The organism is Photorhabdus akhurstii, assembly GCF_019090985.1.
In the GTDB taxonomy this organism is placed as follows: domain Bacteria; phylum Pseudomonadota; class Gammaproteobacteria; order Enterobacterales; family Enterobacteriaceae; genus Photorhabdus; species Photorhabdus akhurstii.
Genome location: NZ_CP020335.1, coordinates 3,761,526 through 3,786,340, shown reverse-complemented (window position 1 = coordinate 3,786,340; position 24,815 = coordinate 3,761,526). Strand labels below are relative to the sequence as shown.

Annotated in this window: 24 protein-coding genes; 16 read left to right on the top strand and 8 right to left on the bottom strand. The window is 43.1% G+C overall.

Annotated elements, in window-relative coordinates; translation table 11 throughout:
* The first annotated feature begins 205 nt into the window (after positions 1-205).
* The 3 genes from B0X70_RS16210 to B0X70_RS16200 all read left to right on the top strand — a co-directional run bounded on the left by B0X70_RS16210 (position 206) and on the right by B0X70_RS16200 (position 3,145).
* Complete coding sequence (locus tag B0X70_RS16210; RefSeq protein WP_036813995.1) at positions 206-862, top strand: DUF7424 family protein; 657 nt, start codon at positions 206-208, stop codon at positions 860-862.
* 197 nt (positions 863-1,059) lie between these two features.
* A complete protein-coding gene (gene tctD / locus B0X70_RS16205; protein WP_036813992.1) occupies positions 1,060-1,737 on the top strand; it encodes a transcriptional regulator TctD in 678 nt (225 codons plus the stop codon).
* On the top strand, positions 1,724-3,145 hold the full coding sequence (locus B0X70_RS16200) for a sensor histidine kinase (protein ID WP_217469816.1): 1,422 nt from the start codon (positions 1,724-1,726) through the stop codon (positions 3,143-3,145). The genes tctD and B0X70_RS16200 overlap by 14 nt, the downstream gene beginning before the upstream one ends.
* Here B0X70_RS16200 and B0X70_RS16195 read toward each other — a convergent pair.
* Complete coding sequence (locus tag B0X70_RS16195; protein WP_217469815.1) at positions 3,126-4,040, bottom strand: DMT family transporter; 915 nt, start codon at positions 4,038-4,040, stop codon at positions 3,126-3,128. The two genes, B0X70_RS16200 and B0X70_RS16195, sit on opposite strands and share 20 nt — an antisense overlap.
* 102 nt (positions 4,041-4,142) lie before the next feature.
* Here B0X70_RS16195 and B0X70_RS16190 point away from each other — a divergent pair, with 102 nt between their 5' ends.
* The 11 genes from B0X70_RS16190 (at position 4,143) to B0X70_RS16140 (ending at position 14,697) form a co-directional block, all read left to right on the top strand.
* Entirely contained in the window at positions 4,143-4,916 is a 774-nt protein-coding gene (locus B0X70_RS16190) for a helix-turn-helix domain-containing protein (protein ID WP_217469814.1), read from the top strand.
* Positions 4,917-5,005: 89 nt separating this feature from the next.
* The gene (pdxB, locus tag B0X70_RS16185) at positions 5,006-6,133 is read left to right on the top strand and encodes a 4-phosphoerythronate dehydrogenase PdxB (RefSeq protein ID WP_217469813.1); all 1,128 of its coding nucleotides are present in this window, start codon (positions 5,006-5,008) and stop codon (positions 6,131-6,133) included.
* Between the two features lie 51 nt (positions 6,134-6,184).
* A complete protein-coding gene (locus B0X70_RS16180; RefSeq protein WP_036813979.1) occupies positions 6,185-7,195 on the top strand; it encodes an aspartate-semialdehyde dehydrogenase in 1,011 nt (336 codons plus the stop codon).
* Positions 7,196-7,236: 41 nt separating this feature from the next.
* A complete protein-coding gene (truA, locus tag B0X70_RS16175) occupies positions 7,237-8,031 on the top strand; it encodes a tRNA pseudouridine(38-40) synthase TruA (protein ID WP_181147867.1) in 795 nt (264 codons plus the stop codon).
* A 47-nt stretch (positions 8,032-8,078) separates the two neighbouring features.
* Entirely contained in the window at positions 8,079-8,768 is a 690-nt protein-coding gene (locus B0X70_RS16170; protein ID WP_065390338.1) for a DedA family protein, read from the top strand.
* A 103-nt stretch (positions 8,769-8,871) separates the two neighbouring features.
* Positions 8,872-9,816: an acetyl-CoA carboxylase, carboxyltransferase subunit beta gene (gene accD / locus B0X70_RS16165; protein ID WP_036778776.1), complete on the top strand. Its 945-nt coding sequence runs from the start codon at positions 8,872-8,874 to the stop codon at positions 9,814-9,816.
* Positions 9,809-11,107, top strand: coding sequence for a bifunctional tetrahydrofolate synthase/dihydrofolate synthase (gene folC, locus B0X70_RS16160; RefSeq protein WP_217469812.1), 1,299 nt, complete (start codon positions 9,809-9,811; stop codon positions 11,105-11,107). Before accD ends, folC begins: the two co-directional genes overlap by 8 nt.
* Positions 11,097-11,780 carry a cell division protein DedD gene (gene dedD / locus B0X70_RS16155; RefSeq protein WP_217469811.1) on the top strand — a complete coding sequence of 228 codons (684 nt, stop codon included), beginning with the start codon at positions 11,097-11,099 and terminating at the stop codon, positions 11,778-11,780. Before folC ends, dedD begins: the two co-directional genes overlap by 11 nt.
* Positions 11,781-12,028: 248 nt before the next feature.
* Entirely contained in the window at positions 12,029-12,535 is a 507-nt protein-coding gene (cvpA, locus tag B0X70_RS16150) for a colicin V production protein (protein ID WP_036813971.1), read from the top strand.
* A gap of 14 nt (positions 12,536-12,549) precedes the next feature.
* The gene (purF, locus tag B0X70_RS16145; protein ID WP_036778785.1) at positions 12,550-14,067 is read left to right on the top strand and encodes an amidophosphoribosyltransferase; all 1,518 of its coding nucleotides are present in this window, start codon (positions 12,550-12,552) and stop codon (positions 14,065-14,067) included.
* 45 nt (positions 14,068-14,112) lie between these two features.
* A complete protein-coding gene (locus B0X70_RS16140) occupies positions 14,113-14,697 on the top strand; it encodes a UbiX family flavin prenyltransferase (protein WP_046396071.1) in 585 nt (194 codons plus the stop codon).
* Here B0X70_RS16140 and B0X70_RS16135 read toward each other — a convergent pair.
* The 3 genes from B0X70_RS16135 to B0X70_RS16125 all read right to left on the bottom strand — a co-directional run bounded on the left by B0X70_RS16135 (position 14,678) and on the right by B0X70_RS16125 (position 17,652).
* On the bottom strand, positions 14,678-15,592 hold the full coding sequence (locus B0X70_RS16135) for a TIGR01777 family oxidoreductase (RefSeq protein WP_036813968.1): 915 nt from the start codon (positions 15,590-15,592) through the stop codon (positions 14,678-14,680). The two genes, B0X70_RS16140 and B0X70_RS16135, sit on opposite strands and share 20 nt — an antisense overlap.
* A gap of 154 nt (positions 15,593-15,746) precedes the next feature.
* Positions 15,747-16,367: a GSH-dependent disulfide bond oxidoreductase gene (yfcG, locus tag B0X70_RS16130; protein WP_217469810.1), complete on the bottom strand. Its 621-nt coding sequence runs from the start codon at positions 16,365-16,367 to the stop codon at positions 15,747-15,749.
* 112 nt (positions 16,368-16,479) lie between these two features.
* Complete coding sequence (locus tag B0X70_RS16125; RefSeq protein ID WP_217469809.1) at positions 16,480-17,652, bottom strand: RNA-guided endonuclease InsQ/TnpB family protein; 1,173 nt, start codon at positions 17,650-17,652, stop codon at positions 16,480-16,482.
* A 56-nt stretch (positions 17,653-17,708) separates the two neighbouring features.
* Between B0X70_RS16125 and tnpA the strand changes: the two genes are divergently transcribed.
* The gene (gene tnpA / locus B0X70_RS16120) at positions 17,709-18,134 is read left to right on the top strand and encodes an IS200/IS605 family transposase (protein WP_036813960.1); all 426 of its coding nucleotides are present in this window, start codon (positions 17,709-17,711) and stop codon (positions 18,132-18,134) included.
* Positions 18,135-18,225: 91 nt separating this feature from the next.
* On the opposite strand, the gene B0X70_RS16115 is transcribed toward tnpA, so the two are convergent.
* The 4 genes from B0X70_RS16115 to B0X70_RS16100 form a co-directional block, all read right to left on the bottom strand.
* Positions 18,226-18,984: a transposase gene (locus B0X70_RS16115; RefSeq protein WP_217469808.1), complete on the bottom strand. Its 759-nt coding sequence runs from the start codon at positions 18,982-18,984 to the stop codon at positions 18,226-18,228.
* A gap of 27 nt (positions 18,985-19,011) precedes the next feature.
* Positions 19,012-19,677 (bottom strand): transposase, encoded by a 666-nt coding sequence (locus B0X70_RS25305; RefSeq protein WP_246593321.1) that lies wholly within the window; start codon positions 19,675-19,677, stop codon positions 19,012-19,014.
* A 183-nt stretch (positions 19,678-19,860) separates the two neighbouring features.
* Positions 19,861-21,390, bottom strand: coding sequence for a hypothetical protein (locus B0X70_RS16105; protein WP_217469807.1), 1,530 nt, complete (start codon positions 21,388-21,390; stop codon positions 19,861-19,863).
* Positions 21,391-21,446: 56 nt separating this feature from the next.
* On the bottom strand, positions 21,447-21,857 hold the full coding sequence (locus B0X70_RS16100) for a type III secretion system chaperone (RefSeq protein ID WP_105396415.1): 411 nt from the start codon (positions 21,855-21,857) through the stop codon (positions 21,447-21,449).
* 766 nt (positions 21,858-22,623) lie between these two features.
* Here B0X70_RS16100 and B0X70_RS16095 point away from each other — a divergent pair.
* On the top strand, positions 22,624-24,501 hold the full coding sequence (locus tag B0X70_RS16095) for a Tle2 family T6SS lipase effector (protein WP_217469806.1): 1,878 nt from the start codon (positions 22,624-22,626) through the stop codon (positions 24,499-24,501).
* Positions 24,502-24,815: the final 314 nt, after the last annotated feature.

Sequence of the window (24,815 nt, the reverse complement as noted above, 5' to 3'; positions counted from 1 at the left end):
ATAGCTACAGGCTTTCTTTTTTGTTTTGGTTTGTTGTAAGTTTCTCGTAGTTTTGAGGTTGTACTGTTTTGTTTGCGAGAATTTTACATTCGTCTAAGAGGGGATCATGTAAACGGTAATTCTTTATTTGTGCAATCTGTTAAATTAAACGGAGAATTTATTGAATATAATCAGGCTTTATCTTGCGGAAATCTGAATTGAGGAAATGATGAAAAAATTGATTCTTTGTAGTGTTATGGCTAGTGTTATGGCTCTTGCTTTGACAGGATGTAAAACAGAACTTGACACCTCGGTATCCGTTAACCAGCTATTATCTGAACAGGTTAAAATGGTAACATCTGACTTGTTGGTTGAAGTCAGTGCATGTGGTGATTATAAAGATTCCAGACAGCCATCAAAATCTCTGTTAGAGGCTCAGGAAAAAGTACCGGCTATTTTTGCCGGCGTGGAATATGTGGAATGTTTTAGAAAAAATATGGATTCACTTGCTCACTTTAAAGTTCCCATCACTGTAGGGAATTCAAGTGTGGCTGGTTCTACTCAGGGTATTCACCTTTACGGTAATGGCGCAGATATCTTAGCGATAAGCATACCAAAAGAGATGAAGAAGAAAATTAACCAGCTAAATAATTCAATAGCATCAAAAATCAAAATCTCAATTAATATTAAGAATGACACAGATAAGATTTTAAAAATGAAGGGTTTATCTGTGTTTCTTAATGATAAGGAGCCGATTGTGATATCGAATTTTAGTTTAAAAGTAGGCAGTGAAATAAAACTCACTTTGTCTAATGTCTCTGTGGCGTCTGCATTGGATGAACGTTTTGATTTTACCCCTGTGCTTATGGCAATATCTGAGTAAATGGAAGCGGTAATAGAAATCTATTACTTGATTCGGTATGACAGAATATCCTGTTATTGATAGCGCGATATTTTGGCGCTCAAATGGAGTTGAGTCAGTGTCTGACTATTTTTCAGAAAGATAGGTGTGGCGATATAAACTGAAAATATAGTTATGCTTGTAATTATATTTATATTGGTCGATTAGATATTTAAAATATGCGCTTACTTTTGGTGGAAGACCACCCTGAATTATTGCACTGGCTGCAAAAAGCCCTGAGTAGTGCGGGGTTTGCTGTAGATGTTGCGAGTGATGGCATCATCGCTGATCAATTATTGCAGACAGAAAACTATGCGTTGTTGATTTTAGATGTTTCTTTGCCGAGGCTGGATGGCCTTTCATTATTGGTTCGTTTGCGTAAACGTGGACAAAATTTGCCGGTATTATTATTAACGGCAAAGGCTGATGTTTCTGAGCGAGTGAAAGGGCTTAATTCTGGTGCTGATGATTATCTAACGAAACCTTTTGATTTACAGGAATTGGAGGCACGTATCCGGGCATTACTTCGGCGTAGTGCAAATGTGCTACAGGAGACGCTGACATTCGGTTCCCTTGTTTATCAGGATGATGGTTACTTTATTCTGAACGATGAGCCATTGGCTTTGACGCCACGGGAACTTTCGGTTTTGACAACATTGTTCCATCGTCGAGGGAGACCTGTTTCTAAACAACAGCTGTTTGAACAGGTATTTGCACTGTTAGATGAAGCAAACCCACAAAGTATTGAACTTTATGTACACCGGATTCGGAAAAAATTGTCAGGCAGTAATGTGGGAATAAGTACATTACGGGGATTAGGTTATCGTCTGGAGTGCCAGAAAGATGAGATGGTTTAAAGTACCGAACTCATTGTTTCACCAATTACTCTTGTTTTTTGGCGTTCCGCTATTTTTGTTGGGTTGTTTATCGGTTTGCACCCATTATTGTAGCGCAGAGAATGCGGCTACGTTGGCTTATGACCGGACCTTATTGGCATCTGCTCGAACTGTCGCAGAACGGCTGGCTGTTCAGAATAATCAATTGATTGTCGATGTACCTTATGTCGTTTTGGATAGTTTTGAGCGAAATATGAATGATAGATTGTTCTATCAAGTATTATCTCCTGAAGGGAAAACCATTTCTGGTTATGATGATTTGCCTTTAATACCTAAAGATACGCTTCGCTCCAATTTATACACCGCTTTGGTTTATTTCTATGATGCTGAATATCACGGCCATCCTATTAGGGTTGCCGCCCTTTATCAGCCGATTAATGAAGGAGGGATGATGGGAATGGCGTTGATACTGGTTGCCGAAACAGTGGCTTCCCGCCATTATCTTGCGCAACAATTATTAATATCATCTTTGATGAGTCAAGGAACAGTGGTTGGGTTGACTCTGATTCTGGCTTACTTTCTGTTGAAACAGTTACTTAAACCATTGCATAAACTTTCTGGCGTCATGGTCCGTCGTCCCGCTAATGATCTCACTCCATTACCGGATATGTTGCCTTGGTCAGAACTTTCCCTGTTATTATATGCATTTAATCGTTATATAGAGCGACTGAAACTGATGGTGAACCGACAGGAGAGGTTCAGCGCGGATGCTTCTCATCAACTTAGAACACCATTAACGGTATTAAAAACTCAAGTAGCGGTAGCGCTTGCCAGCGAAGATCCCATGCAATGGAAAGAAAGCTTACAGGCCATTAATAGTACATTGGATAACACTATCTCTCTGACGGATCGTTTATTACAGCTCTCTCGTTTGAAAGCGCATGAAAAGGAAGCTGTTCGGGATTATAGGCCGGTCAATTTAGTTGAATTGTTGCAACAGGCGTGTTTTTCTCGTTTGCAACAGGCTGAAAGTAAGCATATTGATTTGGGTTATGAAGGAGAAAATGCTCAATGGATTAAGGGGGAACCTGTATTACTGACAGAAATGTGTGCGAACTTATTGGACAATGCGATTAAATATACGCCGGAAGGTGGCATTGTTACGGCTAGAGTGATTCTCAGCGCTTGTAAGGCATACTGTTATTTGGAAGTGGATGATAGTGGGCCGGGGATTGCTAAAGAAGAAGTTAATTTGTCTCTAATGGCTTTTAATCGTCTTGATAATGCAGCGGGGCATGAAGGGGCAGGGCTGGGATTAGCCCTGGTCAAAGACATCAGTATTTATCATGGCGCTCACCCCCAATTATTGCCTAGCGAAATGCTAGGAGGCTTATTGGTAAGAATCCCTTTTAAGCTTTCTGATGATTAACATCCTGAGATTTTCCTGTCTTACGTCCAATAAGAGGAGTACGTAGTTGCTGTGCCAGCATAACGCCCAATAACGTTATACCGCCGCCAATCAAATGGTAACTGTGCATCTCTTCATGTAGAACCAGAATAGCGATAATTGCGGTAAATACCGGGGCCAGATTCATAAATATGGAAGCAGTATTAGCGCCAAGCTTTATAACACCTTGTATCCATAAGTAGGGAGCGAGAATTGAGGCCGGAATGCCAGCGAATAGGACTAACGAAATATTGTTGGTGTTTAGTTGAACATCTTTTGTTAACAAAAAATTGGGCAGTAATAACAGGACGCCAAAAGCGATTTGTACATACAGGGATTGCCAGTTGGGTAATGGAATAGACCAACGTTTGGTTAATACGCCATAGAGTGCATAGGAGATGGAAGCAATCAACATCATCAATTCTCCGTGACCTAAACCGTGTTGCAGCAATGACATAGGATCACCGGCGCTAACCAACCAGATTAAACCAAACAGGGATAAAACAGTACCGAGAGCAATACCGACAGTGGGGATAACACGTAAAACAAATATACTGATAACGACAGTTAAAAGAGGAATAAGTGAATTAAGAATTCCCATAAATGTTGCGCTGACGCTGTGTGCCGCGTAATAAGCCAGGCTTTGATAAAGCACCATACCAAGTGAGCTAAGTATTAAAAGTTTCCACCAGTGTTGGCAGATTGTTTTCCATTGGCGAATGACAGGTAATACAACAAAGGGGGTTAATGTGAGAAAAGCAAGGAACCAGCGGTAAAAAGAGATTGCCGCCGGATCAATAACGGTGGCAGAGGCTTTACTCACAACAGCATTAATTGACCAAATCAAGACTGCCAGAAGTGGAAAAATCATATTCATATAAGTAAATCGCATTGAGATAAAAATGAAGGTTCAGTCTAAAGGTGTCTGGTTTATTATATATAACGATAATCAGACAATAGATAAGGCAATTAAGACAATATGACAGAAAAGCTGAATGAACCTGTAGATGTCATGGCTATTCCTGCGAGTATCTCTTTTCGTAACGAATTATTCAGTGCGAATACAGAATGTTTACGTCATGTCCATTCATTTGGGCAGCTTATTTATGTCGTTTGTGGCGTAATGGCAATGAATGTTGGGGAACAACATTTTTTGGCTCCACCACAATTTTGTGTCTGGATACCGGAAGGAATAGAACATTCGGGTTATAGCAAAAAGGCCATGCGATTTAGGGCAATAGATATCTCTCCTCAGTGGGGAAAATTATTACCAGAGCAACCTTGTATTATCCGGCTGAGTCCGATATCCAATATCATTATGGCTGATTGTTTTGAACGTGGCTTGAAGGTACCGGAAACAGAGCAGGATTTGCGGTTAGCTCAGGTGCTGATTGATCAATTGGTCCAATCTCCTGTGCAATATACCTATCTGCCTTCATCTAAAGATAAACTTTTGGCGCCGATATTACAGGAACTTGAACATAATCCGGCTGATAATAGATCATTAGCACAATGGGCAAAACGGTGTTATACCTCGGAACGTACGTTGTCACGGCGTTGCCAACAAGAATTGGGAATGTCATTTCGTGAGTGGCGGCAACGGTTACGGTTTTTGCATGCTATTTCCTTATTGGAACAAGGGAAAACAGTGAATGAAGTCGCTTTTGATGTGGGTTATAGCTCATCTTCTGCTTTTATCGCGGTGTTTCAGCAATTGGCGGGTACGACACCGGACCGTTTCAGGAAAAGTTAATAATAAAAGAAACCGTTATTATGGGTTTTGTTATGATTAAATGGCAGAATAGTTAGCTACGTCCGTTTTACGCCACAGGATGGAATTAAGTGAAGATTCTGGTTGATGAAAATATGCCTTATGCTGAACAACTATTTCAGCCATTGGGGGATGTGCAAGCTATTCCGGGGCGTCCGGTGCCGAAAGGTATACTAGATAATGCGGACGCATTTATGGTTCGCTCGGTGACTAAGATTGATGAAGAACTGCTGAAAGGCAGCACGATAAAATTTATCGGTACGGCTACCGCAGGGACTGACCATGTGGATCAGTCGTGGTTATCGCAGGCAGGAATTGGGTTTTCAGCGGCGCCGGGATGTAATGCCATTGCTGTGGTTGAATACGTTTTCTCTGCATTAATGTTGCTGGCTGAACGTGATAGTTTTGAGCTTAAAGATAAAGTTGTCGGAATTATTGGTGTCGGTAATGTCGGCAGTAGACTGGCGGAACGGTTAGCTGTTCTTGGTGTGCGGACACTTTTATGTGATCCACCAAGAGCTGCCAGAGGGGATGTTGGTGGCTTTTGGCCGTTGGAGAAACTGGTTAAAGAGGCAGATATTCTGACATTCCACACGCCATTGAATACATCGGGTCCATATAAAACCCACCATTTAGTGGATGCTGAATTATTGTCAGCTTTGCCAGATAATCGCATATTGATTAACGCCAGCCGCGGTGAGGTTGTTGATAATCAGGCTCTGCTTGGCGTGTTGGAACATGGCAAGAAACTTCGTGTTGTTCTGGATGTTTGGGAGCCGGAGCCTGACTTATCCCTGCCATTATTGGAATTAGTTGATATTGGTACACCACATATCGCAGGTTATACCCTCGAAGGTAAAGCGCGTGGTACTACACAGGTATTTGAAGCTTACTGCGGATTCCTCGGCCACCCTCGCAAAGTGGCTTTATCTGATCTATTGCCGGAACCGGATTTCAGCCGGGTTACCCTGCATGGCAATGTGACTCAAAGCACACTGAAGCGGTTGATGCATTTAGTGTATGATGTGCGCCGCGATGATATGCCATTACGGCAAGTGGCCGGTCAAAAAGGGCAATTTGATTATCTGCGCAAAAACTATTTAGAACGCCGGGAATGGTCATCCCTGACTGTATGTTGTGATAACAGAGAGAGTGCTGAATTGTTAGCCGCTCTTGGTTTCAGCACAGAACTGATTTAATTCGTGCAGAAATATATCTGCATGTCAGAAATATAGATGGAGAAAACCAACATGTCAGAAGGTTGGAATATTGCCCTGTTGGGTGCGACAGGGGCAGTAGGTGAAGCGATATTGGCGTTATTACAAGAGCGTCAGTTTCCCGTTGGTGAATTGTATCCTCTCGCCAGTGAGCGCAGTGCCGGTGAAAGCCTGCGTTTTAATGGTAAAAATTTTGTTGTTGGTGATGCTGCTGATTTTGACTGGTCACAGGTACAACTCGCTTTTTTCGTTGCTGGATTAGAAGCCACAGCACGATATGTTGAAAAAGCGACAGAAGAAGGTTGTCTGGTGATTGATAGCAGTGGGTTGTTTGCTATGGAACCGGATGTACCTTTAGTTGTTCCGGGTGTTAACCCTCATGCATTGGCGGATTATCGCAACCGTAATATTATCGCTTTGGCGGATAATATGACCAGTCAGGTACTGACAGCTATTAAACCGCTGGTGGATGCTGCTGGAATTGCACGTTTGCATTTGACTAATCTGTTCTCTGTTTCTGTTCATGGCAAAGCGGCGGTTGATGAATTAGCCGGGCAGAGCGCACGTTTACTTAACGGCATCCCACCGGAGCCAGGCCGTTTCAGTAAACAACTGGCATTTAATCTTTTACCGTTGCCAACAGATGTTGAGGGTTCTGTGAGTGAAGAGCGTCGTCTTGTGGATCAAATACGCAAAGTTTTACAGGATGAGGGATTACCCATTTCAGTGAGTTGCGTTCAGTCTTCTGTTTTTTATGGTAATGCTCAGGTCGTTCATTTGGAAACCTTGCGTCCGGTCGGAGTGGAAGAAGCTCGAGAAGAATTGGAGCGGATGGTTGATATTAACGTTGCAGATGAAGGCGATTATCCGACGCCGGTGACAGAAGCATCAGGTAATGATGCGCTGAGTATTGGTTGTCTGCGCCATGATTATGGTATGCCGGAAGTATTACAATTCTGGTCTGTGGCCGACAACATCCGATTTGGTGGTGCATTAATGGCTGTTGAGACAGCGGAAAAACTGATTCAGGAGCAATTTTACTGATGTTTGGTACAGAACAAACAGAATCTGTGCCAGGTTCAAAAATGAAAATTGCATTGGGCATTGAGTACGATGGCAGCCGATATTATGGTTGGCAACGTCAGCAAGAAGTGAAAAGTGTTCAAGGATGCCTTGAAGAAGCATTATCAAAAGTCGCCGATGAACCTGTATCGGTATTTTGTGCTGGTCGGACCGATGCTGGGGTACATGCAACAGGGCAAGTTGTGCATTTTGAAACGGCTGTTCAGCGCAAGGATGCCGCATGGACAATGGGTGTCAACGTACACTTACCGCCGGATATTGCTGTTCGTTGGGTAAAAACCGTGGATGAGAGTTTCCATGCCCGTTTTAGCGCAACTGCCCGGCGATATCGTTACATTATTTTTAATCATCGTTATCGCCCGGCAGTGTTGGCTAATGGCGTGACTCATTTTCACTATTCATTGGATGAAAAGCGAATGCATCAGGCAGCGCAATGTTTGTTAGGGGAAAATGATTTTACCTCTTTCCGTGCAGTGCAATGCCAATCTAAAACACCTTGGCGTAATGTGATGCATATTAATGTCAGCCGTTATGGGCATTATGTCGTTATAGATATTAAAGCCAATGCTTTTGTACATCATATGGTGCGTAATATTGCCGGTAGCCTGATGGAAATTGGTTGTGGGAATCAGGATATTAACTGGATGGCCCAGTTGCTTGTTTTAAAAGACCGGACGAAAGCCGCTGCGACGGCAAAAGCGGCAGGGTTGTATTTGGTTGCTGTTGATTATCCGGCGCAATTTGATTTGCCTGGCGCTGCTATGGGGCCTCTGTTTTTGGCAGATGATCTGATTTAACATTTGTTAGTTGCCGACACGGATGTTTTGGCATAGCGGGGAATATGATGGAATTTCTGACTCATTTTGTTGATTTTGCTAAATTTATTATTGATTTCATTCTCCATATTGACATTCATTTAGCCGAACTGGTCGCACGATATGGTCATTGGGTGTATGGCATTCTGTTTCTGATTTTATTTTGTGAAACAGGATTAGTGATTACGCCGTTTCTGCCGGGAGATTCACTGTTATTTGTCGCCGGTGCTTTAGCGGCTTTGGACTCAAATGATCTGAATGTACATCTCATGGTGGTATTGATGATTATTGCGGCTGTTATTGGCGATGCTGTGAACTATGCTATTGGTCGCATTTTTGGCGAAAGGTTATTTATTAATCCAAATTCAAAAATTTTCCGCCGCAGTTATTTAGATAAAACACATGAGTTTTATGAAAAACATGGTGGGAAGGCAATTATTTTGGCGCGATTTGTGCCGATTATCAGAACATTTGCACCATTTGTTGCAGGTATGGGGAAAATGTCTTATCGTCGTTTTGCTGCTTATAACGTGATTGGCGCACTAGTTTGGGTACTGTTATTCACCTATTCTGGTTATATATTCGGTGATATGCCAATGGTACAACAGAATTTGAAACTGTTGATTGTCGCTATCATCTTTATCTCAATCCTGCCCGGAGTGATTGAAATTTGGCGTCATCGTCGTGCGGTGATGAAGCAGAATAGTGATAACCGGTAACAGGTTTGAGCAGTTTTTTATCCACACTGTAATAGCATTGTGGTTTAATGGCACACAAATAACAAAACTGGCATAAGCCAGATTCAGACGGAAAGATCATTCAATGAGCTGGATTGAAAAAATTCTTAATAAAAGCAACATTACCCAAACTCGTAAAGCGAACATCCCAGAAGGGGTTTGGACTAAATGTGATAGTTGCAGTCAGGTGCTCTACCGTGCTGAGTTAGAGCGCAATCTTGAGGTTTGCCCTAAATGTGATCATCACATGCGTATTTCGGCGCGTACCCGATTGGCTACATTCCTTGATGAAGGAGCAACGACGGAATTAGGGGGGGAATTAGAGCCAAAAGATATTCTTAAATTCCGCGATTCCAAAAAGTATAAAGATCGTATATCAGCGGCGCAGAAACAAACCCAAGAGAAAGATGCCCTGATCGTGATGAAAGGCACTCTGAGTGGTATGCCGGTTGTTGCTGCTGCTTTTGAATTTGCATTTATGGGTGGTTCTATGGCTTCGGTTGTTGGAGCCCGTTTTGTCCGTGCCGTAGAACAAGCGTTGGCAGACAATTGTCCTCTGATTTGTTTTTCTGCCAGTGGCGGCGCTCGTATGCAAGAGGCATTGATGTCATTGATGCAGATGGCGAAAACTAGTGCTGCTTTAGCAAAAATGCAAGAACGTGGTTTGCCTTATATTTCTGTCATGACCGATCCGACAATGGGCGGTGTTTCAGCAAGTCTGGCGATGTTGGGTGATATCAATATTGCTGAACCAAAGGCATTGATTGGTTTTGCCGGGCCACGAGTTATTGAGCAGACGGTTCGTGAAAAATTACCGTCTGGTTTCCAGCGTAGTGAGTTTTTGCTGGAAAAGGGGGCGATTGACATGATTGTTCGTCGTCCTGAAATGCGTGACACACTTGCCAGTTTACTTTCTAAACTCACTCATCAGTCGCAGCCAGGTACTAAGCCAATTGTTGCTGAATTTGTGGCAGAACCCGCTGATGTCGAGGCGGATATTCAAATAAACACCAATAAAGAAGATGTCTGACACTTTACAAATTCCTCAAGCCACGTCGCCATTGATGACGTGGCTTTCCTATCTTGGGAACCTGCACGCTAAGGCCATTGATATGGGGCTTGAGCGTGTGGGGAAGCTTGCCCAAACGTTAGAATTGGTTAATCCTGCGCCTAAGGTGATAACTGTATCCGGGACTAATGGCAAAGGAACCACCTGTTGCACGATAGAATCTATTTTGTTGGCGTCCGGGCTGAGAGTGGGTGTTTACAGCTCTCCGCATCTTGTACGTTATACCGAAAGAGTGCGTATTCAGGGGAAAGAGTTACCTGAACAGGAATTCTGCCGTGTATTTGCGGATATTGAATCTCGTCGCGGCGATATTTCACTAACTTATTTTGAATATGGCACATTGGCGGCTTTGCAACTGTTTAAACAAGCTTGTCTGGATGTGGTCATCTTAGAAGTAGGCTTAGGTGGGCGGTTGGATGCGACAAATATTGTAGATGCCGATATTGCCGCTATTACCAGCATTGCAATTGATCATATTGATTGGTTGGGGTCGGACCGCGAGCATATTGGTCGTGAAAAAGCGGGGATTTTCCGTAAAGATCATTTTGCCGTAGTGGGTGAGCCGGATATGCCATCTTCTGTTGCGGAAGTTGCGGACGAATTAGGCGCCAAGTTGTTCCGCTGTGGCGTTGATTGGCGTTTCTCTCAACAGGATAAAAACTGGCGCTGGCAATCTGATGATAAGCTATTTAGCAATCTACCTTTGCCAAATATTCCTCTGATGAATGCCGCAACGGCAATGGGAGTTATTTGTTGCCTGTTACGACAAGATGATAAAGTCAGCCGGGCTATTAATGAGAGCGCCATCCATCAAGGGTTGCAAAATGCACAGTTGCCGGGGCGTTTTCAGGTAGTTCGTGAAAATCCACTGTTGATCTTGGACGTGGCGCATAATCCCCATGCGGCGGCTTATCTGGTACAGAAACTGGCTCAATTGCCTCGTCAACCGGGTAGCAAAATCCTTGGTGTCGTGGGTATGTTAGGTGATAAAGACATTGCTGGTACACTGACTTGCCTGTCACAGCAAATAAATGAGTGGTATTGCGCTCCGTTGACTGAATTTCGTGGTGCCGATGCACAGACATTGGCGCAGTATCTTGAACAGCCACGGCTATTTACTGATGTGGAAAGTGCCTGGCATCAGGCGATGGCTGATGCTGATGAGCAAGATATTGTTGTCGTTTGTGGTTCATTCCACACAGTAGCGCATGTCATGGAGGCTCTGGACAGGGAGAAGGGAAGTGGCAAGTAGATTTCAGAATCGTTTGGTTGGAACAATTGTCTTGGTAGCATTGGGTGTCATTGTGCTGCCTGCGTTGCTAGACGGCAACAAGAAATATAACGAAGATAAATTTGCATCAATTCCCCTGGTTCCAAAGCCAGGGGACGAGCAGGAAATTGAATCTATACCTCCTCTTAATCCACCAATATTATCAGTGCCTCTGGAAGATGAGACAGAGGCATTGCAGCCAGAAACACTGGAGCAGCCGGAAATCCCATCGGTTACTATTCCTCAACCCACGCCGATAGTCCCTCCTGCTGTTCAGCCAGAAGTGAAGCCTCAACCACAGATTAAGTTTGAACCAAAACCAGAGACTAAGCCGCCAGCCCCGGCGCTTAAACCTAAACCAGACATTAAGCCAGAGCCGAAACCTGAAGTTAAACCGGTTGAAACCGCCCCGCAAGGGCAGGCTTATATCGTACAACTGGGTGCTTTAAAAAATGCCGGAAAGGTAGATGAAATTGTTGCCAGACTACGTTTGTCTGGTTATCAGGTTTATACGGTTCCTTCATCTCCGGTTCAGGGTCAATTAACCAGAATATATGTTGGTCCGAATGCCTCTAAGCAACAACTTGACTCGGCATTATCAGAATTGAAAAGTTTGACTGGATTACAAGGGCAGGTAAGGAGTTACCGGCCGTAATGGTTATAGATTGTAATAGTTGCAAACTGTAATAAAAGTGAGTGATGCCTATGTGAAGAATAGGGCAACTATCATGAAGAAGTAAGTGTTCATGAAGAAGTAAATCTTAAGTGATTGCGGTGATGATTATTCAAATTCGCCGCCCAATTATTTTCAGTGGGATAGGAAATCTTGCTACGCAAACGTTTTCGTTTTCTGTTAGAATGCACTTGAAACGGATGCCGAGGTGTCTATTTTGGAATTAAAACATGGTTTGGATTGATTACGTTATTATCGCCATTATTGGCTTCTCGGCATTAGTTAGCCTGATTCGTGGGTTTATTCGTGAGGCATTATCGCTGGTTACTTGGGGATGTGCTTTCTTTGTGGCAAGCCATTTTTATACTTACTTAGCGGTCTATTTCACCCGTTTTGAAGATGAATTGGTGCGTAACGGGATCGCTATTGCGCTGCTGTTTATTGCTACTTTGATTGTCGGTTCTATGGTGAACTATGTGATAGGTTCTCTTGTGCAACGGACTGGATTGTCAGGTACTGATCGAGTACTGGGGGTCTGCTTTGGGGCATTGCGTGGTGTACTGATTGTCGCGGCTATTCTGTTTTTTCTGGATACATTTACACCATTGGCTCGAAGTGAAGATTGGAAACAGTCACAATTGATCCCACAGTTCAGTCATATCATTAGGTGGTTCTTTGACTACCTGCAAAATGCGTCAAGTTTCTTGCCGGAGAAATATACCTCTCCGTTTGGCTGATGAGGAAAAACTACATGTGCGGTATTGTTGGTATCGTCGGTTTTACACCGGTTAACCAGTCGATTTATGATGCGTTGACGGTGCTTCAGCACCGTGGGCAAGATGCTGCGGGCATTGCCACTATTGATGGTAACAATGGGTTTCGTTTACGCAAGGCCAATGGCTTAGTGAGAGACGTGTTTGAAGCCCGGCATATGCTGCGTTTACAGGGAACAATTGGGATTGGTCATGTTCGCTACCCGACAGCGGGCAGTTCCAGTGCATCGGAAGCTCAACCGTTTTATGTGAACTCTCCATTTGGTATTACACTGACACACAATGGTAATTTGACAAATGCTCATGAGTTGAAGAAAAAGCTGTTTGAGAATGCCCGTCGTCATGTGAATACCACGTCAGATTCTGAGATTTTGCTTAATGTTTTTGCTAGTGAACTGGATTGCTTCCAGCATTATCCATTGGAGCCTGATAATATTTTTGCGGCGGTAGCGGCACTGCATAAACAGGTGAGTGGCGCTTATGCCTGCATTGCGATGATTATTGGTCATGGATTAGTGGCTTTCCGTGATCCGCATGGTATTCGTCCGTTGGTTTTAGGCAAGCGTACCTTGGATGATGGCCGTAATGAATATATGGTTGCTTCTGAAAGCGTTGCATTGGATACGCTAGGCTTTGAATTCCTGCGGGATGTCGCATCAGGTGAAGCAGTTTATATTACTGAACAAGGTCAGCTATTTACTCGTCAATGTGCTGAAAATCCTTCTCTGACTCCTTGTTTATTCGAATTTGTCTATTTAGCTCGCCCAGATTCTTTTATTGATAAAATTTCGGTTTATAACTCCCGCATACGGATGGGACATAAACTGGGGGCGAAAATTGCCCGTGAATGGGAAGATTTGCATATTGATGTGGTGATTCCAATCCCCGAAACATCTTGTGATGTCGCGCTAGAAATTGCCCGCATACTCGGTAAGCCCTATCGTCAGGGATTTGTGAAAAACCGTTATGTTGGCCGAACATTTATCATGCCTGGGCAACAGGAACGCCGGAAATCAGTCCGCCGTAAACTGAATGCCAATCGCGCGGAATTCCGTGATAAGAATGTGCTATTGGTGGATGATTCTATCGTACGTGGTACAACGTCAGAACAGATTGTTGATATGGCTCGTGAAGCGGGCGCGAAGAGAGTTTATCTTGCTTCGGCAGCACCGGAAGTGCGTTTCCCGAATGTCTATGGCATTGATATGCCCAATGCAAATGAACTGATTGCTCATGGGCGTGAAGTGGATGAAATTCGTCAGCTTATTGGTGCAGATGCATTGATATTTCAGGATTTAACCGATCTGATCGACGCTGTTCGTGAAGAAAACCCGGATGTTGATGGGTTTGAGTGTTCAGTATTCAATGGTGTTTATGTTACCAAAGACGTTGATCAGACTTATCTCTATTATCTGGAGAATTTGCGTAAAGATGATGAAGTAAAGCTGAATAATCAGAATGAAATCGAAAACCTGGATATCTATAATGAAGGTTGATGGCCTTCGGGTTTAAATAGCTGTTCGGTGTTTGATGAGGAAAAAATGAAAAGATTGATAGTAGGGCTTACAGGAGCAAGCGGGGCTATTTATGGCGTAAGGCTACTGCAAGTTTTACAACCAGTTGAAGGAATAGAGACACATCTGGTTATCAGTCGTTCCGCCCGCCAGACACTGGCGCTTGAAACAGATTATAGTTTACGAGATGTGCAGGCGCTGGCTGATGTTGTGTATGACAACAGAGATATTGCCGCTGCCATCTCTTCAGGTTCATTCAAAACTTCGGGCATGGTCATTCTGCCATGCTCAATAAAAACCCTTTCAGGTATTGTTCACAGCTATACTGATGGATTAGTGACCAGAGCGGCAGATGTTGTATTAAAAGAAAGTCGTAAGTTAGTGCTTGGGGTGAGAGAAACGCCGTTACATTTGGGGCATCTCAGGCTGATGACTCAAGCGGCGGAAATTGGCGCGGTGATTATGCCGCCTGTGCCTGCATTTTATCATCAGCCTCAACAGATTCAGGATATTATTGACCAGACAGTTAACCGAGTGCTTGATCAGTTTGATATCGAGTTGCCTCATGATCTATTTACCCGCTGGCAAGGGGCTAAAAGCGTTGAGATTTAGCATTTAGTAAGTCTTCAAATGCCTCTTTTAGCTGAAAATAGCGGAAGCCAAAACCTGCTTGTTCCAAGTTATGCGGTATGGCCTGTTGCCCGCCTAGTACCAGCGCTGAAGCTTCTCCCATCAGTAATTTCAGCACAAAAGCAGGTGTTCGAATAATGGCAGGGCGGTGCAATACTTCTCCCAGTGTTGCAGCAAATTGATCATTATGTACTGGATAAGGGGCGGTCATATTAAAAGGACCGCTCAAATCAGGCGTCATTAACAGGTAATAGATGCCATTCACCATATCGTCAATATGAATCCAGGGCAGATACTGTTTCCCGCTCCCCATAGGGCCGCCAAGCCCAAGACGGAACAGGGGAAGCATTTTTTTCAGTGCTCCGCCGTTTTTTGCCAGTACAACACCAGTACGTAAAAGACAAACCCGAGTTTTATCACTGGCTGCCTGTAATGCAAGTTGTTCCCACTGCTTACATAGCTGATGAGTAAATTCATCATGAGGCGGCTCATGCTCTGTGACAACTGTTTGATTCTGATCCCCGTAATAGCCTACCGCAGAGCCGGAAATAAAGACTTCCGGTGGTGTCTGGCTGGCATTAATCAGCTTGCTGAGTTGCTCTGTTAATGTCCAGCGACTCTGGCACAGCTTCTCTTTTTGCGTTGAAGTCCATAGCTTGTTTGCTATGGGTTCGCCAGCAAGATTGATTACGGCATCAAAATCGTTGAGATCGGTTTTATCTTTCAGGCTGGTCCAGCATTCAGCTTGATTGCTGAATAGAGAATAAACTTTTTGAGGTGAGCGGCTTAGAATAGTAATGGAATGGGATAGAGAAAGAAGTTGGCAAACCAGACGGCTACCAATCAAACCTGTTCCGCCAGTGATTAAAATACGCATAACCACTCCTATAACCTAAATTGTTGATATAAGAACTGTTGTTGATATAAAAACTATAGCATATAGCAGAGATATAAGGGCTGGTGGTTAAAGATATAGCTATCTGTCAGCCGGATCAAGTTTTGCGGGGAAATAGTTACCCCGCAGACAGGTATTAGGCTTTGCTATAGGCAATTTGAGTGGCGGGGCGTTGGCTGATAACGTCAAACCATTTTTTCACTGCCGGATAATCGTTCAGATCAATATTCTGACGTTCATAGGCACGAACCCACGGATAAGTTGAGATATCAGCAATACTGTATTCCTGACCGCCCAGATAGAGTGTTTTTTCCAATTGAGTATTTAGGACTTGATACAAGCGCTTTGTCTCTTCCTGATAACGATTAATCGCGTAAGGGACTTTCTCCGGCGCGAAGTGACTAAAATGGTGATTTTGTCCTAGCATTGGGCCAAAGCCGCCGACCTGCCAAAACAGCCATTGCAGGCTTTGAATACGCTCACGCATATCTTTGCTGAGTAACTTACCCGTTTTTTCTGCCAGATAAGTAAGAATGGCGCCAGATTCGAAAATGGCGATAGGTTTACCCCCATCGACGGGTTGCTGATCAACGATGGCGGGAATCTTATTATTCGGCGAAATGGCAAGAAATTCAGGTTTGAATTGATCCCCGGCGCCAATATCAATTCGGTGAATATGATAGGGAAGACCAGCTTCTTCCAGGAAGAGGGTGATTTTATGGCCGTTTGGCGTTGGAGCATAATACAGATCGATCATGGAACCTCCAGTGGAACACGTAATTGCGTCACACATTACCATTAATTTATGCAGCGTGTAAGGTATGTTGATATCCTTCCTAGCGTGACTGCTGGGCGAGGCTTCCCACTTCCTAGGCCGCAACCGTCTGTATGACGGATTTACGCTGGCCTCCATGGGCAGATTGCACGACGAGTCCCGCCGCACATAATTCCAGTATGCCCTTGCGTTCGATGTTGATTGCCGCGTTGATATCGCGGTCATGTTCAACTCCGCATTCTGGACATTGCCAGATTCGCTTATTTAACGGCATTTCCGGCATTTTGTGACCACAACAGTGACAGGTTTTTGAACTGGCAAACCATTGATCCAGTTTCACCAGATGCACACCTTTCTCTGCGGCCTTGTATTCCAGTTTTGTGATGAACCCAGACCATCCGGCATCGCCGATAGCACGTGCCAGATGGTGATTTTTCATCATATTTGCTGCTTTCAGTGTCTCCACAATTACCGCTTGGCTTTCGTCAATAATTTTGCGGGAGAGTTTATGCTGGAAATCAGCACGGGTATTGGCTACCCGTTCATGCACACCCGCAAGCTGTATACGGGCTTTACGACGGTTCGCACTACCCTTTTTCTTACGGGACAACGCTTTCTGTTTACGTCGCAGGTTGCGGCTGGCATTGATGAGATGGCGGGGATTCGGGGTTTTGTCACCATTCGATTTAATGGCGTAGTGCGATAGTCCCATATCAAGACCCGTAACATTTGATATCAATGTTGGTTTCGCTGGCGCTTCTGTCCCGTCATCGCAGAGTATTGAAGCATAATATTTCCCCGTTGCGCTGCGGCTCAGCGTGATACTTTTCAATGTGCCCGTAATTTCACGATGTAAACGCGCTTCAATCGGTGAAACTTTCGGGATCTTGATCGCGCTATCAAGCACTTTAACCCCAACGCAATGATAGCTTGATTGCTTTCCATGCTTACTTTTAAATGCCGGAAAACGCGCTTTCAGTTTCGGATTAAAAAAATTGGAAAAAGCCACATCAAGATTAATGACCGCCTGCTGTAATGCGATGGAATCATACTCTTTGAGCCATGCATATTTACGGGATTTTTTCGCGACTGCCAACAGCGGTTTCAGATCTTTACGGGGGCTTAAACTGACACCGTGGCGCTGGTAAGCTTGTTTTTTGATGTGCAGAGCTTTGTTGTACGCAAAACGAACTGCACCGAACTGGGCATTGAGAAACTCAGCCTGTTCCGGTGTCGGATAAATGCGTACTTTCGTGGCTCTTAACATAGTCAGCGCTCATTGATATAATACTTTTATTTTAACAGGTTAGTGGAATATATCAATTGAGTAATCACGATGATTTACTGGAGGGGTTTCTCCGTAAACGGCATAGTGTCAGCAAACTTGTTGTGCATCTGATTTTTACGACAAAATACCGCCGTAGACTGTTTGATGGACGCATGATAGAACAGTTGCGGCATGCTTTTGCTTCTGCTGCCGCAAAACTCGAATGTGAAATTATTGAGATGGACGGAGAACCAGACCATGTGCATCTGCTGGTTGCCTATCCGCCAAAACTTGCTGTCAGTGTGATGGTCAACAATCTGAAATCCGTGTCGTCGCGTCTGCTGCGCCAGCAAAACACGCATTTACGGATGCAGAGTAAAACGGGGCTTTTATGGTCAAGATCATACTTTGTCTGTAGCACCGGAGGAGCAACGATTGAAACGCTCAGAGCCTATGTTCAAAGCCAGACAACGCCTGATTGATCTTTAAAGCCCTACGGGCTTTTCGCCTTATATCCCCGCCCGCATTGAGGGTGTCGCAAAAGGCCGGCATTGACAATAAACCCACAGAGATTTATTGCCTGTTATTGGGACTGACAACCCGTGACAGGCTAAAAATAACCCATAATATCAGGGCAACGGCCCTTGATAAGTTATACGCTATGGCGTGCAAGGTAAATTCCACTCTGACTGCCGATAAACCTCTGCGCCGAAAACGCTCCAACCCCGGGATACCTCGTAAGGCAGAAAATACCGGTTCTACCATGACCTTTCGTTGACTCAATATCCGTTTTGACTCCGGTTTGGTCATACGTGAACGCAGTTTATCCCGCGCGTTATCTTCCGGGTAACGTTTAATTTTTCTGCCCTTTTTCGCCTGCGTACATTTTTCTTTTTTCAGGCAATTGGCACAATTTGCTCCCGTATAAACCCGATGCCCACGGCTCTTTTCAGACGGTTTTACTGTACTCACAAGACGTAACTTGTCATTGGCCGGGCAGAGATAAAGGTCTTTCTCTGCATGATAAATAAACCGCGATTTTGGGTAGATTTTTCTTTGGCTCTGGCGCTCATTGCCGTCAGGACAGAACAACAGAATTTGATGTTTTTGAGTCTCAGCAATCACCTCGTCATGAAAATAACCCGCATCCAGTAAGAGGGTTTTGGGGTGACACCCAGATAGCTGATAATGTTGAGCCAATAAATCCGCGATAACCCGTGTTTCACTGGCAGGATCGACTGTCTGAGCAACAATGATACGGGCCTCATTGACCAAAACGGAAGGTTTATACGCACTGGAAAATCCCCGTCTCCGCTTGAGCCGCTGGATCATCGCTTCTGGCTCTATCGGGTTGATACGTCACTGGCTGGCGTCTTTACCGTTTTTTTCACGATTTTCTTGTCGGATTTGTAAGACGGCGGCAGACTGTTCCAGTCGCCTGATTTTATCTGCTTTTTGGGGATTGGCGGGGGCGGTAGTTAACGCTTTTTTTTCTCGCAAAATCGCTTCCTGAGTCAGGAGATGATAGTGAGAACACGCCGCTTCTATCACGGTTCCATCCCCCGCCAGACATGAAACACCGGATTGACTGTGATGTAATACGGATGAAGCTCCCCCGTCAAAAAACGAGCCCGTCAGCGTGGATTGATGTTGATAGATGAAACGTCCAAGGCTGGCGTGATCAGGAGTAATGCCATGACTCACAAAGAGACATCCCAAATCCAGACGTGCCAGCCGTTCAAGTCCTCTGAGATAACTGATCCCTTTCATGATCCCATAAAGCAGAATGCCCATCATGGAACGTGGGGAATACGGCGCTCTACCGGATGAGGCGTAATCGCGTTCGAAAGGGGCCCAATCCTGCTCATCAAGGATATCGGAGACAATAAATGCCGTGCGTTCCCCCACTTGCTTCAAATAGTCATGGAGGGAAAGAGTTCCTTCCAGTACAGTTAGGTGCTGAGCGGTGACAAACTGACGCCCGGTATGAACGGAAGGTGTCAGTTGCCGTAGGAATTGAGTCATAGAAGGTCTCGTTTGGAATATTAACCCAGAGCTTAACTGATAAGGGTTAACTTTTGCGACACCCTCGCATTGGGCGAGGGTTTACGGCGGATTTTGCTAAGACCAACGTGATCTTCCTGAGCAGTACGACAGGAAGATCATGAATAAAGAAATGATCAGTTTTTCTTCTGGAGAAAAGCGTACTTATTTGGAGCTTGTTTTTATGCTGCCATCCGCGTTAACTGTTGCCCGACTTCCGCCGTACAGATCTTTCCTGAAAGTAGAGTAATCTGTGTGGACATCATCACGGCCTTCTAATTCTGCCAATACTTCCTGGCTGGATACGCTAAACCCTTTGGCATGGATAGGAGAAGAAAAGGGTTCTGTATAGAGATTCAATCCCCACTGAGGCGCTAAACCGTGGTTAGCCGCGCCTAAATTAACTTCAATCATAGAGTGATGATTATCATCAACCAGATAACCCGTTGCCAGCCATCGAGTCAGTTCTTTCATTTCCCGATCCCCACGTTGAATGGATTGCTCTGGTGATTCGCCGTTAGTAGGCGTACCTAAAGCAAGATCATTTTTCAGACCGGCGCCCAACAACCTGGCCGCAGTAATAAAGCGATCCGTAGTACCCGAAGGCGCAGCGACAGTTGGCAAATTGTGCAAAGCGGCATCCTGAGAAAAGCCTGTATTTTCTTTCACATTCCAGACAGAAAAACCGTTACCACGTTGTACGATAATGTTTTCCTTAGCTAACTCTTGATGTGCTTTGATAGGTTCTGAACGACCAAATTGATAGTCAGTTCTGTCCAGCCGGTTGCGAGGATTTAAACTGGCAAACGCCAGCTCTCGGTTGGTCAGACGATTATCGGCCTCAAGTGAAGCGGCGGTTGCCCAGACACTATCCTTATCAGGCGCTGCTGTTCTGAAATCTCTCTGGACTTCTGTAAGGCTATTGCCGGCCAGAGCCGGGTTACTGATAACTTCTTTCCCGTCTTTCTGTTTAGTCACCTGATATAATTCGGGATTTTCAGAGGCATTAAGTTTATTTTCATTTTTAAAAGTGTAGAGATTCAATTGATCAGGTAAGGGCTTTTCCTTAGTGGAACCGCGGGCAGGTGCAAAGTTTTTACTTTCCAAGTAACCAATATCAATTATATCCTTGAATTCTGATTTCAATTCAGGTGATGAATAAATTTTCTCCAGAGTGTCCCGGAAATAAGCTGAGTTAGTGAGATCATAATAAGCTGTGGCTTTCTCCCTTAATGTTAGCGGTTCTGTATTTGCCCTATCAGGTCTCACACCATTTTGCCGTGCTTCGCTAATGATTCGAGTAAATCCACCTGCGCCAAGTTGACCGACAATACTAAAACCGGGCTTATCTCCGGTATAGGCATTAAGCATTTTAGTAACTGCTGTTAACTCATTACCCTCCGCCCGAACAAAAAGTTTGACCAGATTGGACAAGAGAGAATCAACTGTTTTATGGGCGGCAGTGCTTTCGCTGGCTAAACGAGAAATATTAGTTTCAATTTGCTTGTTAGTTACGACGGATTTTTCATTCCAACGTGTGATAACCGAGGTTGGCGCTGTCAGTGGGTTATCAATGGTATTATTTAGCAATGGTTCGCAGCAATGGCTAGTTTTATCTGTTGCAGTTGGTTGATGCAATTCAGTTTGATGAATATCGATTCTGGTGTTAGCTCTCTGTATTGAAAAATCTGGCATATTTTTTCTCCATTATTTTATTTTCTGCTGTGAACCATTTAGCCTGAGAAAACAGGTCAAACAAAAATATCGTGGGCTGAAGCGGAAGTGGTGAGTTTAGTTTCTGGAAAAGGAAGTTCGGCTCTTATTTTTTGCAGGTTTCCCAGAATATTAGCCAAGTCAGTAGCATCGATTCGTTCTATATCTTGTAATAAACAGAGACGAATAGTTTGCGTTGGCTGATGTAATGCAAGCCATGCTCCTCCAAGCATATTTATATTACTGTTTAATGAGAGCCAAAATTCTGCATCACTATTCACAAACGAGGCCACCGTATGATGAAAAGTCAGTGTTGTTCTTGTTGAATCCACTTCTAACCACCAGGGGCCATAATCACCAATGTTCAATTGCACTGCGCCGGTGGAAAGATTCAACATAATGTTGGTCTGAGCGGCAAAATCTGCGCATAATTTTTCTAATTTGGACATCAATAAATCTCATCAAAAAAATTAACAGTAAAATATTGCCACAAATTATGTGGCAGGAGCGTGGGATCGTCTATCAAAAACAGGCAATAATATTGTAAGAATTAATCAGATGAATGGATTCTTGGGGGGTAACGAAATAATATCGTCAACGTATAGTGACGGTTGGTTTCTATGAAGAATTTGGTGCTAAATCTAGTGGGATAAGGTGAATAGCCAATTTCAATACTATTTTCAATACTAACTCTTCGGTGATGGTTTCTGAGTCCTTGTAGACTGAGGGGAATAGGCTGAACATGTTGCGTGATGACTAATGAAAATGTGCTATCAATGATAAATTATTAATTAATTTCTTATTTCTGTTTTGATTGAGCATAGAGGGAATTTTTTCATTATTTAATTCATTGAAAATAAAATTTAATGATTAATCATGACAATTAGTATGGGTAATTTTTTTTCCTATGTAAATCAAAATATTATTTTTCAATTTTGTGGTGATAATAACTCCATATCAGGATAATAAGTTTTTGGTTTTTATTTTTTGTGGATTTAGTATTTGTGAAATTAAATAAATCAATGATCTGCATTGTTATTTGGCTGCCATTTTTTACCTTATGTTTTTCATAATGATATTCGTTTTGCATTTATTGAATTTTATTACAATTACAGACTTGAGTGAATGAATTTTCTCTCCCACTATTATTGATGTATCGACCTAATAATAAGTGTCGAATTAATATTCCAGAATAAAAAGAGGGAGATAATAATTATGAGCGAATTATGCCCAGGTGACATTATTGATAGCCAAAAAACTACAGAAAATTGGGTGGAGTTCCAATTAGTTGATGAACAAGGTAATCCATTAGTGAATATGCCTTATCGTCTGATAAGTAGCGGGAGGTTCCGAGATGAACGCAAAGGTGTGACTAATAATCAAGGATTGATTAGGGAAGAAAACTTATCACCTGATGCGGTGACGTTATATATCAGCGCTCAACCATTAGCTGATGAAATGGAACAACGTCCATTACGGGAAAAACGCAGTATTAGGGCATCAGTTGTCAAACCCAAAGCAGAAACGGAAGGTCATCAACACCATTATGTGACGATTGGACAGATAAGTGATGGCTTGCCTGTCATTGATAAATGGATAGAAGAGAAACCGCCACGCTATCATTTCCCGGATTCGGTACCGAAAGGTTTTCGTGTTCTCTCAACAAACTGCCGGTATGTTTTGGAAGTATGTCCGTTTCGTGCGTGGGTACTATTGTTACATCATCAGAAAGATTATTCCCTGGTGAATGCTTATAATTTGGCACTAATGGGATTACTGTCATATTTTGATGATAATGTCGATATAGCTGGTTCTATTACTCATTTTTTTAACCGACAGATGCTGGATATATCTCAATTGCCTGGTAAGGTGGAAAAAATAGCGCGTACTCCCATTGTTTATGATGTGCCATTTAGTGAACGTTACACTGATGTTGTATTTATTGATTCAAAAGCAGGTGAAAGCGGGATAGGAGATACGGAATTATTTTATGCAGCTAACCAACAGGATATTATTATCAGTTGGAGGGGGACGGCGAGTGTTGATGACGCCATTACTGATATTATGTATCAACCATTGAAATTGGGGTGTGAACCAGATGGGGTATGCAGTGGTTTTATTAATAATGGTAAAGTTCATAGGGGATTTTGGGAGGCATTTAATCTTATTGGTCAGTTAAAAGTTCCCGGTTCTGATGAAAATATGTTTGATAAAATTATTAATTTAGCTAAAAACCGAAACGTATTTGTTTGTGGACATAGTTTAGGTGGTGCTTTAGGGTTATTGCATAGCGCCCAACTGAAAGAATATCATCCTTGCTTATATAGCTATGGGATGCCTCGGACATTAACCCGCAGCGCGGTACAAGAATTGGAAAATATGACACATTACCGTCATGTGAATGAAAATGATTTGGTTCCCTCTATGCCCCCGGAAAAAGATTTGGATAACTGGCTTTATAATTATTGGGGACCATTGGGTTATCTATTTAGTGCTATTGAATTGTTGGGTTTGACGAAAGGTCAGGAGGTTTTTTTACATCATGGAGAAATAGTTCATTTTTATAAGGCTGATCTTATTATTGAGACTTTAAAACAGGATGATTCAAACAACTTTATACGGCTTACAGAGGTATTGCCTGTCATGGCAAAATTGTATTTGATTCCGTCACTGAATCATGAAACTGAAGATAATATGAAGATGGCATCGGAGATTCAAAAGGAATTTTTTAAACATATAAGTAGTGCTGATAGGGATAAGTGGTTCCCACGTAATGCAAATCCGACCTTAAAATATGCTTTAGGTGTCCCTGATCACCGTATGCTAAACTATATTCATTACATTGGTGATAGAATTGCAGAATTGTTTTCTCCCGATAAATATTATTTTTATCAAGAACAGAAACAATTATTTGAAAAAACAATGAATGAAAGGAATGATATTATTCCTGATATTCGGCAACGCAATACGCTGTTTTTGAATATGGATAACCAATTAGAGCTAGCACTTATTGATACTCTGCAAGATAAACGCGATATTTTGGCCTTAACACGTTATACCAATATTGCTACGCGGATTGAGAAAGAATTATGATGAAACAGAGGTCAATAAATTAAATATTAAGATTAATGAATTGAAATTTATAACCAAATAAATAGAACGCCAGAAAATAATGCCGCCATAATGAGGAATATGGACGGACGACGGTTTGAATTTCTCTTTTCTAATTTTCAGGGTTGATAAGATGAAGCTGTCAACCCTGTTATCATTACCAGTAAAAACCTTATCAGACTACAGTTTCTTTACAGTTCTATTTCAAGTTTAGCGAAAAGGTTGCATGAGCCGTCTGAAACGAATAACTTCGTAGGGTCCCTATCGATTTGGTTGTTTTGAGTAGAATAAACATT

Excerpts from the sequence above, each read along its gene's own strand:
- B0X70_RS16210 (WP_036813995.1), top strand. The coding sequence starts at position 206 with ATGATGAAAAAATTGATTCTTTGTAGTGTTATGGCTAGTGTTATGGCT.
- tctD (WP_036813992.1), top strand. The coding sequence starts at position 1,060 with ATGCGCTTACTTTTGGTGGAAGACCACCCTGAATTATTGCACTGGCTG.
- B0X70_RS16200 (WP_217469816.1), top strand. The coding sequence starts at position 1,724 with ATGAGATGGTTTAAAGTACCGAACTCATTGTTTCACCAATTACTCTTG.
- B0X70_RS16195 (WP_217469815.1), bottom strand. The coding sequence starts at position 4,040 with ATGAATATGATTTTTCCACTTCTGGCAGTCTTGATTTGGTCAATTAAT.
- B0X70_RS16190 (WP_217469814.1), top strand. The coding sequence starts at position 4,143 with ATGACAGAAAAGCTGAATGAACCTGTAGATGTCATGGCTATTCCTGCG.
- B0X70_RS16180 (WP_036813979.1), top strand. The coding sequence starts at position 6,185 with ATGTCAGAAGGTTGGAATATTGCCCTGTTGGGTGCGACAGGGGCAGTA.
- truA (WP_181147867.1), top strand. The coding sequence starts at position 7,237 with ATGAAAATTGCATTGGGCATTGAGTACGATGGCAGCCGATATTATGGT.
- B0X70_RS16170 (WP_065390338.1), top strand. The coding sequence starts at position 8,079 with ATGGAATTTCTGACTCATTTTGTTGATTTTGCTAAATTTATTATTGAT.
- accD (WP_036778776.1), top strand. The coding sequence starts at position 8,872 with ATGAGCTGGATTGAAAAAATTCTTAATAAAAGCAACATTACCCAAACT.
- folC (WP_217469812.1), top strand. The coding sequence starts at position 9,809 with ATGTCTGACACTTTACAAATTCCTCAAGCCACGTCGCCATTGATGACG.
- cvpA (WP_036813971.1), top strand. The coding sequence starts at position 12,029 with ATGGTTTGGATTGATTACGTTATTATCGCCATTATTGGCTTCTCGGCA.
- purF (WP_036778785.1), top strand. The coding sequence starts at position 12,550 with ATGTGCGGTATTGTTGGTATCGTCGGTTTTACACCGGTTAACCAGTCG.
- B0X70_RS16140 (WP_046396071.1), top strand. The coding sequence starts at position 14,113 with ATGAAAAGATTGATAGTAGGGCTTACAGGAGCAAGCGGGGCTATTTAT.
- B0X70_RS16135 (WP_036813968.1), bottom strand. The coding sequence starts at position 15,592 with ATGCGTATTTTAATCACTGGCGGAACAGGTTTGATTGGTAGCCGTCTG.
- yfcG (WP_217469810.1), bottom strand. The coding sequence starts at position 16,367 with ATGATCGATCTGTATTATGCTCCAACGCCAAACGGCCATAAAATCACC.
- B0X70_RS16125 (WP_217469809.1), bottom strand. The coding sequence starts at position 17,652 with ATGTTAAGAGCCACGAAAGTACGCATTTATCCGACACCGGAACAGGCT.
- B0X70_RS16115 (WP_217469808.1), bottom strand. The coding sequence starts at position 18,984 with ATGATCCAGCGGCTCAAGCGGAGACGGGGATTTTCCAGTGCGTATAAA.
- B0X70_RS25305 (WP_246593321.1), bottom strand. The coding sequence starts at position 19,677 with ATGACTCAATTCCTACGGCAACTGACACCTTCCGTTCATACCGGGCGT.
- B0X70_RS16105 (WP_217469807.1), bottom strand. The coding sequence starts at position 21,390 with ATGCCAGATTTTTCAATACAGAGAGCTAACACCAGAATCGATATTCAT.
- B0X70_RS16100 (WP_105396415.1), bottom strand. The coding sequence starts at position 21,857 with ATGTCCAAATTAGAAAAATTATGCGCAGATTTTGCCGCTCAGACCAAC.
- B0X70_RS16095 (WP_217469806.1), top strand. The coding sequence starts at position 22,624 with ATGAGCGAATTATGCCCAGGTGACATTATTGATAGCCAAAAAACTACA.